Origin of the sequence: Pelosinus fermentans JBW45, from assembly GCF_000271665.2 — a bacterium.
Classification (GTDB): Bacteria; Bacillota; Negativicutes; order DSM-13327; family DSM-13327; genus Pelosinus; species Pelosinus baikalensis.
In genome coordinates, this window is sequence record NZ_CP010978.1 from 1197472 (window position 1) to 1211611 (window position 14140).

The 14140-nt window shown below is 37.1% G+C and carries 14 protein-coding genes; 9 read left to right on the forward strand and 5 right to left on the reverse strand.

What is annotated here, in order from left to right:
- Positions 1–65: 65 nt before the first annotated feature.
- Both JBW_RS04870 and JBW_RS04875 read left to right on the forward strand, forming a co-directional pair.
- Complete coding sequence (locus JBW_RS04870) at positions 66–2516, forward strand: glycyl radical protein (RefSeq protein WP_235334142.1); 2451 nt, start codon at positions 66–68, stop codon at positions 2514–2516.
- Positions 2516–3433 carry a glycyl-radical enzyme activating protein gene (locus JBW_RS04875; protein ID WP_007960807.1) on the forward strand — a complete coding sequence of 306 codons (918 nt, stop codon included), beginning with the start codon at positions 2516–2518 and terminating at the stop codon, positions 3431–3433. Before JBW_RS04870 ends, JBW_RS04875 begins: the two co-directional genes overlap by 1 nt.
- A gap of 271 nt (positions 3434–3704) precedes the next feature.
- Here JBW_RS04875 and JBW_RS04880 read toward each other — a convergent pair whose 3' ends face one another.
- The gene (locus JBW_RS04880; protein ID WP_007960805.1) at positions 3705–4385 is read right to left on the reverse strand and encodes a transaldolase family protein; all 681 of its coding nucleotides are present in this window, start codon (positions 4383–4385) and stop codon (positions 3705–3707) included.
- Positions 4386–4474: 89 nt separating this feature from the next.
- On the reverse strand, positions 4475–4927 hold the full coding sequence (locus tag JBW_RS04885) for an RpiB/LacA/LacB family sugar-phosphate isomerase (RefSeq protein WP_007960803.1): 453 nt from the start codon (positions 4925–4927) through the stop codon (positions 4475–4477).
- A 479-nt stretch (positions 4928–5406) separates the two neighbouring features.
- Between JBW_RS04885 and JBW_RS04890 the strand changes: the two genes are divergently transcribed.
- Complete coding sequence (locus JBW_RS04890; protein WP_007960800.1) at positions 5407–6447, forward strand: zinc-dependent dehydrogenase; 1041 nt, start codon at positions 5407–5409, stop codon at positions 6445–6447.
- 59 nt (positions 6448–6506) lie between these two features.
- Here the strand turns inward: JBW_RS04890 and JBW_RS04895 are convergent, their stop codons facing one another.
- On the reverse strand, positions 6507–7271 hold the full coding sequence (locus JBW_RS04895) for a DeoR/GlpR family DNA-binding transcription regulator (RefSeq protein WP_007960797.1): 765 nt from the start codon (positions 7269–7271) through the stop codon (positions 6507–6509).
- A 386-nt stretch (positions 7272–7657) separates the two neighbouring features.
- Between JBW_RS04895 and fsa the strand changes: the two genes are divergently transcribed.
- The 5 genes from fsa to JBW_RS04920 all read left to right on the forward strand — a co-directional run bounded on the left by fsa (position 7658) and on the right by JBW_RS04920 (position 10840).
- Entirely contained in the window at positions 7658–8305 is a 648-nt protein-coding gene (gene fsa / locus JBW_RS04900; RefSeq protein ID WP_007960795.1) for a fructose-6-phosphate aldolase, read from the forward strand.
- 80 nt (positions 8306–8385) lie between these two features.
- Complete coding sequence (locus JBW_RS04905) at positions 8386–9216, forward strand: transketolase (protein WP_007960793.1); 831 nt, start codon at positions 8386–8388, stop codon at positions 9214–9216.
- Between the two features lie 2 nt (positions 9217–9218).
- Positions 9219–10154: a transketolase family protein gene (locus tag JBW_RS04910; protein ID WP_007960791.1), complete on the forward strand. Its 936-nt coding sequence runs from the start codon at positions 9219–9221 to the stop codon at positions 10152–10154.
- A 34-nt stretch (positions 10155–10188) separates the two neighbouring features.
- Positions 10189–10452, forward strand: coding sequence for an HPr family phosphocarrier protein (locus tag JBW_RS04915; RefSeq protein ID WP_007960789.1), 264 nt, complete (start codon positions 10189–10191; stop codon positions 10450–10452).
- Complete coding sequence (locus JBW_RS04920) at positions 10430–10840, forward strand: phosphoenolpyruvate-utilizing N-terminal domain-containing protein (protein WP_419177832.1); 411 nt, start codon at positions 10430–10432, stop codon at positions 10838–10840. The genes JBW_RS04915 and JBW_RS04920 overlap by 23 nt, the downstream gene beginning before the upstream one ends.
- Positions 10841–10981: 141 nt before the next feature.
- Here JBW_RS04920 and JBW_RS04925 read toward each other — a convergent pair whose 3' ends face one another.
- Positions 10982–11908: a hypothetical protein gene (locus JBW_RS04925; RefSeq protein WP_007960785.1), complete on the reverse strand. Its 927-nt coding sequence runs from the start codon at positions 11906–11908 to the stop codon at positions 10982–10984.
- A 396-nt stretch (positions 11909–12304) separates the two neighbouring features.
- On the opposite strand from JBW_RS04925, the gene JBW_RS04930 reads away from it, so the two are divergent.
- Positions 12305–13084: an REP-associated tyrosine transposase gene (locus JBW_RS04930; protein ID WP_007960783.1), complete on the forward strand. Its 780-nt coding sequence runs from the start codon at positions 12305–12307 to the stop codon at positions 13082–13084.
- A 254-nt stretch (positions 13085–13338) separates the two neighbouring features.
- Here JBW_RS04930 and JBW_RS04935 read toward each other — a convergent pair whose 3' ends face one another.
- Positions 13339–13632: a hypothetical protein gene (locus JBW_RS04935; RefSeq protein ID WP_007960782.1), complete on the reverse strand. Its 294-nt coding sequence runs from the start codon at positions 13630–13632 to the stop codon at positions 13339–13341.
- Positions 13633–14140 lie beyond the last annotated feature (508 nt).

Genomic DNA, 14140 nt, shown 5'->3' on the forward strand with positions numbered 1-14140 from the left:
TTCGATTCATCGGTCAAAAACTTACAAAGCAGTAAGTTAATGGTCTTAATCTGATGGCATATTTTATGAAAAAAAGAAAGGAGATGCCCAAAATGAAACCTTTTTTAGACTTCGTTCCACAAATGAATGATATTGATTTAAAGAGAATAGCAAGAATGCAGAAAAAAATGGAAAAACGCCAGGCGAGTATTTGTAGCGAAAGAGCCTTATTGATAACAGAATCGTTTCAATCAACAGAAGGCGAAGACTATGTTTTACGCAAGGCAAAAGCTTTTGCACATATTTTAAAACATATGTCTATCTACATTGAAAATGATAGTTTAATCTTTGGCAATCAGGCAAACTGTAATTTTGCAGCACCGATTTTCCCTGAATATTCAATCAACTGGATTATTGATGAATTGGATGAATTCCACCAACGAAGTGGTGATGTATTTCAAATTTCAGAAAAAGTAAAAAAAGATTTGTCAGGTATTGCGTCTTACTGGCGGAATAATACCCATCAGGATGAGGTATTTAGAAATACACCTGAAACTATTGTTTTATCAGAAAAACAGGGCGTACTTCATCGAGGCGGTATATCAATGTCCGGTGATGGACATATTGTGCCAAAGCATGAATTAATTCTAGAAAAAGGGTTTAGAGCTATTATACGGGATGCACAGCAAAAGCTGAATGAAACCATTGATCATGAAGCGCAGATCTTTTATCAATCCGTTATTATCACTCTAGAAGGCGCGTTAGTTTACATTAAACGATTTTCTCAACTTGCCTATCAGATGGCTGAAGGCGAAAAAGACGAAAAACGTAAAGCGGAACTATGGAAGATTGGAAAAATGTGCGAAACTTTAATGGAGCGCCCTGTACAGAACTTCTATGAGGGCTGTGAAGTTTGCTACCTGGTACATGTTCTCCAAATGCTTGAAAGCAATGGTCATTCTTTCTGCTATGGAAGATTTGATCAATATATGATTGATTTATATCATAGCGATATTCAAAATGGTATTTTAACCAAAGAAAAAGCTTTAGAAATCATCACGCATATGTTTCTGATGAATAGTAGTCATAATAAAGTAAGGCCATATGGTCATACCAAATTTTCTCAAGGGTATCCTCTTTATTCCAATCTTATGATCGGTGGGAGAAAGCCAGATGGAGCAGATGGAAGCAATGAATTGTCTTATCTTTGTATAGAAGCGATGAATCTTACATCAATGGCTGAGCCTAATTTTTCTATGCGGTATAATCAAGATACTCCTGCTGATTTATTAAAATTAGCAGCAAAATTAATTCGTACTGGTTGTGGAATGCCCTCTATGTTTAATGACGAGGTAGCTGTGCGAGGTCTAATGGACTTAGGGATTCCTAAAGAAGATGCACTGGACTATTGCGCAATAGGTTGCGTTGAAACTGGAGTTCCCGGAAAATATGGACATCGAGCAACAGGCATGACATATGTAAATTGGGGTAAAGTACTGGAGCTTGTTTTAAATAACGGAAAAGATCCAAATTCAGGAATTCAGCTTATCAGTCTTAATGGAAGAAACGATAATGAGATTAATTATGAATCATATGATGAAGTTTGGGATGGCTGGGAAAAATTGCTCAAATATTATTCGGATCTGGCTGTGGAATGTGATGCAATTTGTGATCGTTCTTTGGCAAAACATGATGCCTCTCCTTTTGCATCCTGCTTTATTGATAATTGTATGGAATTAGGTAAAACTCTCAAAAATGGTGGATGTAAGTATGATGTAATTTCTCAATCGAATATAGGACCTTGTGTAGTGGGAAATTCTCTTGCCGCTATTAAAAAATTAATTTTTGATGAGCAAAAGATTACCTGGGAGCAATTGCTGTCTGCTATAAATAATAATTGGCAAGGTAGAGAAGCTTCATATATCCATAAATTAGTTAAAAATGCGCCTAAATTCGGAAATGATGATGATTATGTAGACTACATTGTGAAAGATGTTTTTGATTCCTATTTGAGACTATTACCAGCTTATAAAACAGAGCGTATGGGAAGAGGACCTGAAATAAGCTGTTATACGATGTCTACGAGCAATATCACATCGTATGTTCCCAATGGATTGGATGTTGGATCAACTCCAGATGGGCGAACCGCAAAAAGCCCATTAAATGAAGGATGTTCACCTACACAGGGAACAGATATGCGTGGACCGACAGCTGTAATTAATTCTGTAGCGAAATTACCCAATTCCAAAGTTGCTGCAGGGCAATTGTTAAATATGAGATTTTCTTCAGGCTCTTTAGCTGGAGATGAGAACTTAAATAAATTTGTAAATTTTCTTCAGGCGTGTATTTTAAAAGGAATTTACCATAATCAATTTAATGTCGTTGATTCCAAAACTCTTTTAGATGCGAAAGAGCACCCGGAAAACTATACTGATTTAATTGTAAGAGTAGCTGGATACTGCGCGCAGTTTGTTGCCTTAATGCCTGAAGCACAAAATGCCATTATTGCCCGTACAGAAAACGAGTGGTGTATGTGATGAGTGATGAAAACAAAGGATATATTTCAACAATACAGCTTTATTCAACGAAGGATGGACCAGGAATACGTAGTACAGTATTTTTTATGGGATGCAATTTGAAATGCAAATGGTGTTCAAATCCAGAGTTACTCACTCCAGACATAAAATATATGCATTTTGAACATAAATGCATACATTGTGGCGCTTGTGTTGAAATTGCATCGAATCATTCTATAACATTTGCTGAAAAGGGATGCCGAATTGATCGTCAAATGTGCAGTAATTTAGCAGAATGTGCTGAGATCTGTCCGCAGAACGCATATGAAAAGATTGGTTTTGAGATCTCATCAGAGGAATTGGTACACAAAATAATGCGTGATAAAGAGTTTTATAGCGTTTCTAATGGTGGAGTGACGTTTTCTGGCGGCGATTCAATCTTACAGGGTGATTTTATTATTGATGTTGCCCAACGTCTCCATGCACAAGGCATTCATATTGCACTCGATACAGCAGGAAATATTTGTTGGGAAAAAATGAAGGCTATTATAGAAAATGTGGATATGGTGCTGTATGATATTAAAGCATATGCAGGAGAAATTCACAAAATTTGCACAGCCGTTGATAATACATTAATTTTAAGCAATATAAAGCACATTTCTAAAATGAATAAAGATATTATTATCAGAATGATCATTGTACCAGGATTTAATGATGATATGGATGATGTCTATCAACGCATAGTATTTATTAAAAGTTTGGGATCCAGCGTGAAAAGAGTGGATATTTTAGAATACCATAATTTTGGAAGCGGCAAGTATGCAAGATTAGGGATAGAAAATCCGATACAGCAAGTTATTTGTAATAATTACTCATTATTAGAAAAAGTAAAAAAAATGGCATGTGAACTCGGCTTGAATGCAGCGATTCTTCAATAACTAGATAGAATGAAAAGAACACCGCATAGATTGTCTAATCTTTAGCGATGTTCATTTGGCAGAGTAGTATAACAGCCCGTGATTTGTTAGTATAAAGCAAAATCCATAGAGCTTTAAAGCTCTATGGAAATAGAATAGAAGTTTTTATAAAGAAGATTTGGTTCTGATGAAATTTTAACTCCACCTGAATCTTAGTTGCACTTATCCTTAAGACTAAATCGCTCTAAGATTCCCACTTTCTAGAAGATGGGAGTCTTAGAGTGGTTTAGTCCTAAGATAAAAAATCACTCATAATTTTTTGACCATAGGTTTTTTGCCAATCTTCCGTGAACGTATTAACGCTCCAATCTGTCAGCGGGTGAGAGAATAATTTGCTAAATACATCTTCATTGACCGTTACTGCCTGGGCTCCAGCTAAGCAAATTTTTTGAATCTGCTCCGTATTTTTAAAGCTTGCTGCCAGAACCTGGGTCTGCAAATGATACGTTTGAAAGATGGTAACAATATCGGCTACTACGTTTACTCCATTGCCAGAAATGTTATCAATGCGATTTACATAAGGAGCAACATAACTGGCTCCTGCTTTAGCCGCCATTAATGCCTGCTGAGGAGTGAATACTGCTGTAGCGGTGACTTTAATATTTCGTTCTGTAAGGTATTTCATTGCTTTGTAGCCTTCGGGAATAACAGGGATTTTTACATAGATATTTCCTTGAAAAGTATTATGCAAGAACTCCGCTTCTTCGATAATTCGTTCGGCATCTTGATTGATTACTTGTGCATGCAATGTTTTTTCATCACTTAAAATAGAACGTATTTCTTGTAAAACATCTACATAGTGTATCTTTTGTTTCGCTAAAATACTGGGGTTAGTTGTAACGCCGTCGATGACATAGGTGTCATTGGCTTTTTTTATAAAATTAATATCGGCAGTATCCAGTAAGATTTTCATTGGCTATACCTCCTGAAATGTAATATAAAATAGTAACGAGGAGCTCTTGATACTCCTCGCTAGTAACAGTTTATAACACTATAAAGATATTAGCCCCTATATTTCTTGTCAATATCAGCTACCAAATTAATTTTGGGTGTTGAAGAGCCAGGTGTGAACTCAGAAGCAAGCCAGGTTTTGGCGATCACTTTAGCTAATTCGGAACCGATGACCCTGGCGCCCATTGTAATGATTTGAGCATTGTTGCTCTTAATGGCTCTTTCAGCAGAAAAAGTATCATGACATAAGGCAGCAAAAATACCAGGGATTTTATTAGCAGTAATGCACATGCCGATACCTGTTCCACATAGCAGCATGCCTCTAGCAGATTCGCCCTTTTTAACGCTTTCAGCTACTGTTTCAGCAATATTAGGATAAAAGGTTGAATCATCTGCAGAAGGAATTCCGAAATCTCTTACTTCATGTCCTAGTTCTTCCATATATTTTTTTAGGATATTTTTTAATTCAAAAGCGGCGTTATCACAGCCAATTGCAATTTTCATTTGTATTTCACCTCATAAATTATTTCTTGTTATTCAAACTGTTGTTAAGAAAGCTGCCTCCTTTCATTAAAATTCTTGACTTTATTTATGAAAGTGATCTATATCATTAGTGTATATCACTTTGTTTTTTCCTTTTGGAAAAGGTATTCAGTTCTTTTTGAAAAGAGGAAGGTATTTAGCGGAATATTTTACTCTAATGGATTATGAAATTTTCTTTTTCTTTCTATTACTTATTATTAATTTACTTTTGAGTTCATTATATGAAAAAAAGAAACAATCGTCAATAGGTATTGATTATATTTTATATTGAAAAATAAGATAATCTTTATTAAAAATAGTGAAAACGAGTAAAAGGTGGAAAAAAAGAAATAAAAAGAAAATGAAAAGTGGTATAATTGAAGAAGATATAGGATCATTATAATGGGTAAATGCAATGAGTTGAAAACGGTGAAAAAAATCAAGGATGGGAGATGTCTAGTATGATGAAAGCAGCAGTATTTTATGGTCCGCAAAATGTAAAATTTGAGAATCGAGAAGTGCCTAATATCGACAAAGGCGATATTCTTATCCGAGTAAAATATTGTGCAATTTGTGGTACTGATGTAAGGATTTATAACTTTGGTCAGGCAAATGTAACTCCTCCAAGGATTACAGGTCACGAGCTGACTGGGATCATAGAAAATATCGGGAGCGAAGTGGAAGATTATCAGGTTGGGGATAAGGTGTTAGTAGTTCCTCAAATGACTTGTGGGAAATGTCATTACTGTTTGCAAGGCAAAAGCAATCTTTGTGAAGAAGTATTATTGTTTGGCTATTCTCTGGATGGTGGCTTTGCTGAATATATAAAAATACCTGCTCAAGCTGTAAATCGAGGCAATGTGATAAAGCTGGATGATACTGCAGATCTAGTGGATGCTACTCTTACAGAACCTTTATCTTGTGTTATTAATGGTCAAGAGCATTTGCAGATTGGCATTGGTGATGAAGTTTTGGTCATTGGGGCAGGAGCAATTGGTGCTATGCATGTAGCCTTGGCTAAAGCAAAGGGGGCAGCAAAAATTATTCTTGCAGATGTAGCGCAGGATCGGCTGGAACTTGCGGGAAAATGTGGAGCTGATTATCTTATTAATTCAAAAAGTGTAGATCTTATGCAAAAAGTAATGTCTCTTACCAATGGTAAGGGGGTCGATGTGGCAATTACTGCTTGCTCAGTTCCTATTGCCCAGTTACAAGGACTGCAAGTTCTTAAAAAAGGCGGAAGACTTAGCTTATTTGCAGGTTTGCCTAAAGATCATGCTATAAATCCTTTAGATATGAATCTTGTCCATTATAGAGAAATATCTGTTTATGGAGCCTATGCTTCAACCATACCTCAGCATATGACAGCCTATCAGTTATTGGCTAAGAAAATTGTAGATGGGAAGAAAATCATTACGAATGTCTTGCCAATGGAACGGCTGGTTGAGGGATTTGGTATGGTGAAAAAGGGCGAAGGGTTAAAAATTGTCGTAGAATTATAAAGAAAATCACTGTTTGCTCTTCATCAAGCAAACAGTGATTTTCTTTATAATTGACCTTCCTAGCCAATTAGAACATTGATATTCATATTTCGTAATTGTGCAATTGTTTCTGCTGGTGCATTGTCATCGGTGATAAGAGTATCCATTTGATCAGTAGCAGCAAAAGAAGCCAGAGAAGAAGTGTCGAATTTACTGGAATCCATGAGGGTAACCAATTTGGCTGAAGACTCAACCATTCGTTTTTTCAGATCTACCTCATACACATTGAAATCCATCAACCCGTCTTTTATCGTAAAACCGCTGGCTGAAGTGAACATGATATCAATTTTAAGCTGATTTAAGATGTTGGTTCCTAATGTTCCCTCAAGAGCCGTTGAGCCAACCCGGATGACTCCGCCAAGCAGAATCACTGTTATTAAGGGATTATCTCTCAACTCGAGAGCTGTATAGATGCCATTTGTAATTACTGTTAAACGTACTGGCATAGTTTTTAATAGTTTAGCAAATTCACGTATGGTAGAGCTTCCATCTAAAAGAATGCATTGACCATTAGTAACCAATTCAGCAGCTTTTTTGGCAATGGCGGATTTTTGATTCTGATTCTTTTGCTCTCGTACCGAAAAAAAGTTTTCTGGATCAACTTGTTCGGAGATAATAGCACCACCGTGAAATCTCTTAATAAGACCTTCTTCTTCCATCGTTTTCAGGTCATTGCGCAGAGTGACCTCTGTAACCCCTGAAAATGATGACAATTCTTTCACTGTAGCTTTTCCATGGCTACTGAGAAATTCGAGAATTTTTTTTCTTCTTTCAATTAAAAACATAGTTTCTCCTTGTTGATCGCTTATCATGTTCTTACTCTCTATAAGCATATATAGTCTGGCAAATGATTACGGTTAAGTAAATTCCCTAAAAGTTGTATATTTACAATTATAGTTATCATAGCAAAAACGAAGAAAACAATCAATACTAGATTCATTAAAAGAAAAAATAATAAACAATAAAAAGAAAAAGCAAGAAAAAAGATAGTAAAAACAAGATAAAAGATAATAAAGTGATTGACAAAGTAAAGTCTAGTGATAAAATGTAAGTAAGAACTTGCATTATTAAATATATTTTGGTTCACGATATTTAACTAATGCTGTACAATATCATTATAATGTGTATCTTAACTCAAATTGGAAGAAAATATGTAAAAGGGGAGATTTTGATGAAAATATTTATTGATACTGCAAACGTTAGTGACATTGCTAAAGCAAATGATTTGGGAGTTATTCGCGGAGTTACTACCAATCCTTCCTTGATAGCAAAAGAAGGACGTAATTTTCAAGAGGTTGTGCAAGAGATATGCGCGATCGTTGACGGTCCTATTAGTGCTGAGGTTGTTAGCCTGGAAGCAGACAAAATGGTGGAAGAAGCATTGCCTTTAGCTGCATTAAACCCTAATATTGTTATTAAAATTCCTATGACAATTGAAGGATTGAAAGCTGTTAAGGTATTGGCAGCAAAAGGTATTAAAACAAATGTTACGTTGATCTTCTCTTCTAATCAAGCCTTGTTAGCTGCATCTGCAGGTGCCAGCTACGTAAGTCCTTTTATCGGACGCTTAGAAGATATTAATGAAGATGGCTTAAAAGTGGTTGAAGAAATTGCTGCTATTTTTAAAATCTATGGTTTTAAAACAGAAATTATTGCTGCGAGCATTCGTACCGTGCGCCATGCTACACAAGCAGCCTTAGCAGGTGCTCATATTGGTACTATGCCTTATAGTGTAATTGAACAGATGGCTAAGCATCCTTTAACCGATGCCGGCATCAGCAAATTCTTAGCGGATTGGGAAAAAGTTAAAAATAAATAAATAGTAAAAAGTTGAAAGGTGAAATACGGCTTAATTGGCCGTATTTCATCTAATGACAATCGGGAGGTATTATAAATAGAGTGAATATTGAATCAATTGATAATTTGACAGAGAAAACATTGAATATACGTAAGAATATTATTCGTATGATTACACAAGCACAATCAGGTCATCCGGGTGGTTCCCTGTCGGCAGTAGAAATTCTGACCTATCTATATTTTAAAGAAATGAATATTGATCCTTCAAATAGTAAAAACCCTAAGCGGGATCGATTTGTTTTAAGTAAAGGGCATGCGGCACCCGTATTATATGCTGCGTTAGCAGAAAGAGGGTTCTTTTCTGCGGATGAATTATTAACGCTGCGTAAAATAAATAGTCGATTGCAGGGACATCCTGATATGAAAGGAATTCCTGGCGTGGATATGTCTACAGGATCTTTGGGACAAGGATTGAGTGCTGCAGCTGGAATGGCTTTAGCTGGCAAAATCGATGGCAGCGATTATCGCGTTTTTGCATTGTTGGGCGACGGCGAACTAGAGGAAGGACAAATATGGGAAGCAGCAATGTTTGCAGCTCATTATAAATTGAATAATCTTACCATTTTTATTGATTTTAATGGTCTTCAAATTGACGGTTTGATTTCTGAAGTGTTATCACCTCTGCCTATTCCAGAAAAATGGCGTGCTTTTGGCTGGAATGTTCTTGAGATCGATGGTCATGATCTCGAAGAAATCCATTCTGCTGTTCAAAGTGCCAAAGGAGTTCTTGATAAGCCGACTGCAATTATTGCTACTACCATTAAGGGAAAATGTATCAGAAAGATGGAGAATGCAGCAGAATGGCATGGGAAAGCTCCATCCATTAGCGAATGTGAAGAATTTTTATTTGAGCTGTCAAGGGGAGGGATATAGAAATGGCAAAAGCTACACGAGAGGCCTACGGTGAGGCACTAGAAAAAATGGGTGGCCTTTGCTCTAATATTGTAGTTTTGGATGCAGATTTATCCAAATCAACGAAAACCTGCGTATTTGCTAAAAGTTACCCTGAACGATTTTTTAACGTTGGTATTGCAGAACAGAATTTAGCGGGAGTTGCTGCTGGTTTGGCAGCAGCGGGAAAAATTCCTTTTATCTCTACGTTTGCTATGTTTGCCAGTGGACGTGCTTACGAACAAATACGGAATTCGATTTGCTACCCGAAACTAAATGTGAAAATTGCTGCTACTCATGCTGGTTTGACAGTGGGGGAGGATGGGGCTTCTCATCAGTCGATTGAAGATATCTCTTTAATGCGCAGTATTCCTAATATGACGGTTTTAGTGCCTGCTGATGAGACTGAAACCTGCCAAGCGATACAATTCGCTGCTGAGTATGATGGACCTGTGTATATTCGTTTAGGACGTATGGCAGTACCTGATTTATTTACAGAAGAGTATAGGTTTGAGCATGGCAAAGCTGTTTGCTTAATGGAAGGAACGGATGCAACCATTGTCGCAACAGGAATTATGGTTCATATTGCTAAAGAGGCTGCTGAAAAATTACAAGCAGAAGGTTTTGGTGTTAGAGTACTGAATATTCATACAATAAAACCAATTGATAAAGACGCGATTGTAAAAGCAGCAGAGCAAACAGGCGCTATTGTTACTTGTGAAGAACACAGTATTATTGGAGGGCTCTCCAGTGCAGTAGCAGAAGTGCTGGTGGAGAATTTTCCTGTACCGATGGAACGTGTTGGAGTACGTGATACCTTCGGTGAATCAGGTATTCCAAAAGAGCTTTTAAAAAAGTACGGGCTTACTGTGGATGATGTGGTATTGGCTGTTAAGAAAGTCATTGCTAGAAAAGCATAGATTTACGATCCTATGAAAAGAAGGGGGAATTGTAATGGAACTCACGTTACAAATTAAAAATAAGGCAGGGCTGCACGCAAGACCAGCAGCTATTTTTGCTCAAAAATGTTCTACCTTTAAATCCAGTATTACGATAATAAAAGAGAATAAGCAGGCTAATGGAAAAAGTCTAATTAATCTTATGGGATTAAGTGTAAAACAAGGAGATACAATCACAGTGAAAATTGATGGGCCCGATGCTGCTGAAGCAGGCGCTGCTTTGAAGAAAATTGTGGATGATAAGTTTGGCGAAGAGTAATAACATAGCTAAAGGAGAAAAACCTGCAGCTTCTTCAGGAATTATTATGAGTCAAAAAGCAAAAGAAAAAAACCGCTTTTTAGCGGCACAGCAAGCAGCGGAAGCAGAGATTACCAGTTTGCAGCAATTAAATGAAACAGATAAAGAAGGACAGACTGAAGTTTTAGCTATTCATAGGGAATTAGTGAATTCCCTATCATTTAGTAATTCTGTTATGACTTTCATCAATAAGAATAATGTCAGTGCAGAAGCAGCGGTGGAATATACTGTGAATGAAATTGTTTCTATGCTGGTTCTCCTCGAGAATGATTATATGCGGCAGCGAGCAGTAAATATTAAGGAAATAGGCAATCGTTTATTGCGCCACTTGCGGATAACAAAGACCTAGATTACCTCGCGCGATTCCATTCGTATTTTAGTAGCGATAGTTTTCTTTATGAATAAAATAGCTAGAAACCTTATTGAAAAGGCTTCTAGCTATTTTGGTTTGTGTGACATTTAATGCTATTAAAGGGGAAAGTGTCCAATCTTAACGATACGTTGCTGCGTAATTGGCATTGCCTGTTCCACGTACTCCAGTAATACTCCAATCACCGTCTTGGCTTCTCACAAGATCCATTTTAAAGCGTTGATTAGTATCTTGTTTTACCACTTGAACTGTGGCCCGATTGCCAGATTGGGAAAGAAGGGAAAAAGAATCACGGCTTGTGTCAAATCCGTATCTGGCTGCATAATCTTTAGCAACAGTTATAGGGCTGGTTTGGTAATTGCCGTATTCATAATAGTCATTATAGCGATTGTTATCACTGCTATAATAGATTTGACCATCTTTGTACAATGCCCGGTTGTCATTAGAGCTGGGCCAGCTATGATTGTGTCTATGCCAGCCATTTCGATTATTATACCGGGTGTCATATTTACCGTCTCTGTTGTGATATCTAGTATCATATTTACTACCATCGCCATCAAAGCGAGTATCATAACTAGCGCTGGCGTAAGTGCCTCTAGTATTCGTATTTTTACTGCTATCATACCGGGTATCATAACTGGAACCATTGTTATATCTGGTATTATATCTCGAACTATCATTATATCTGGTATCATAGCTGGCACCGGTATTATGTCTGGGAGCGTAGGTGGCATCATTGCTTGCTCTAGTAACATTTTTGTTATTACTGCCATTATACCGAGTATCATAGCTAGAGCCATTGTTCTGCCTCGTGTTATAGTGGGAACTATCATTATACCTGGTATCATAGCTGGCGCTTGCCTTGGAAGTATCTGTTGCTGTTTGCTCTATTTTTATAGGATGAATATTAGGATTTTCAGAAGCATAAGTGGTAGCAGGAAGAGCAGTACCAGCAGCACCTGCCATGATAGCAGCACCTGCTAAAGCAGCAGCGTATTTTTTATATTTTCCACGGGGCGTTTTTCGTCTTGATAATTTTCTTTCCATACGTATCCTCCTCCTTTGATTTTATTTTTAGTCTTCCAAAAAGTCATCGTCAAAATTCATGGAAAATTAAACAAGAAAAAAGTGTTCAACGATGGTACATGTTATAACAGAATAAATGAAGTATTAATAAAAAATGCTAAAATTAGGAAACGTAGAGTCTGTTTGTCAATGTATATAAAAAGCCTTCCGGCGTTACTAGTCTGAACCCATGAAATGGGACACAAAAGAAAAAACACCTCTTATGTCGTATAGTAAAACTATATTACATGAGAGGTGTATTTTTGTGGGAAGACGAGTACATTACCCAACTGGACGTAAAGCGAGGGGACGGTTCTGTTGCTCCTGCTATTTTTTTATGCTAAAATTAGTATAAAAAAGATAGTGGAGTGAAATGTGATGCCAAGAAGCGCGCGAGAGAAAAGTGAAAGTGATATCTATCATGTTATGGTTCGAGGAATAAATCGCCAGGATATATTTCATGATGAAGAAGATTATTCACAGTATTTAGAAGCAATAAATCGTGCTAAAAGTATAGGTAAATTTGAAATATACGGTTACTGTCTAATGAGTAATCATGTTCATTTGTTGCTACATGAAAAAGAAGAAACGATGTCATCCGTTATGAAGCGAATAGGGGTAAGCTATGCGTGGTGGTATAACAAGAAATATGACCGAGCAGGGCACGTATTTCAGGATCGATATAAAAGCGAAACTGTAGAAACTGATGAATACTTGTTAAGTGTATTACGATATATACATAAGAATCCAGTAAAAGCTGAAATGGTAGTAAAGCCAGAAGAATACAAATGGAGCAGTTGTGAGACCTATTATAATCAATCGGAATATCCAGGAGAATTGACTAATACTGCATTTATACTAGGAATATTCGCAGAGAATGAAGAGTCTGCGAGAGATAAATTTAAGGAGTACATGAAGCAAGAAAATAGTGATAATAAGTTTCTTGAAATAGAGGTAAGATCGAAAAAGAAAAGCGATGAAAGTATATATAAAGAGATACAAACGATACTTAAGGGACAATCTTTGGCAGAATTACAGGCTATGGAAAAGCCTAGGCGAGATGAGGTCTTAAGGCAAATGAAAAATATAGAAGGGGCAGCACAACGGCAAATAGCAAGAATTACTGGCATACATCAAAGTATTATTTTTAAGGCATAACATATCTTAGAAGCAGACGAACCGTCCCGCTGCTTCACATAATAAAAACCTCCAAGTTGATGTCTCTATTTTACATCAACTTGGAGGTTTACACAGATTTCGGGATAGTCTCGAAAATTGAACGTTCTCGCACAGCCTGACGTCCCTAACTGTCATTAATGCTATACAATATTAAAATTCAGTAACTATCTACGGATAAGTAGCTTAATCAACGAGGGACGAGGTTGCTTGTCTCATTCAAATAAGTATATATTTTACCGCCTTGATGGTTCCCAGGACAATGCCTGCATGATAAATCGTATCGAGTCAGAAAACCCTTGCCGATAACTAACGGCCATACACGCTGCTTCCCTCTCATCGTTTTTATCCGCCAGCCTACTTAAAATGAGTTGTAAATTCTGAGGAAGTGCTGCACGCAGCTCATCTTCACATTGTTTAGCCGCTATATCCGAATAATAATAGTCGTTTGATATTTGCTGCAGTGGTATATTAAGACTAACATCCTCCATAGAATCCATTGCACTTTCAAAAAGGCTTTCTTTTCTCACGATAATCCTCTCCTTAGTATCTAAAATGAGCTCCTGCCATATCCTTAACCATGTACTCCGTGTAATCTTGTTGTATAAACATTACGATTCCTTACCTCTTCTAACGCCACTATATATCCCCCCATCTTCATACTGCATGAGGTTTCTTCTATCCGTATGCACGGATAGAAGAAACCAGCAAACAGTTGTTTTTGGGGGAAATTAAAAAGCGCATGCGAGGTCTATTCAACCTACACATGCGCTTTGCTTCATCTTGATTGCATGCAGACGCAAAGCCTCTGCCAATACACCACAATACTATTATCCCGAACATACCATCCCTTGTCTTCAAGGAAAGATCACGGTATAATAAATTGTCGTCGTAGACAGCTAGCTGTTACGTGTAGGTGCTCATTCACCTGCTCGTGCCTAGGAGTGTTCCACCACTCTTAGGACACGGCGACTTTTTAATTTCCACCTATTTCTAATTGTGCGCACGTTGTGCGCTTCATATATATTTCACAGAAAT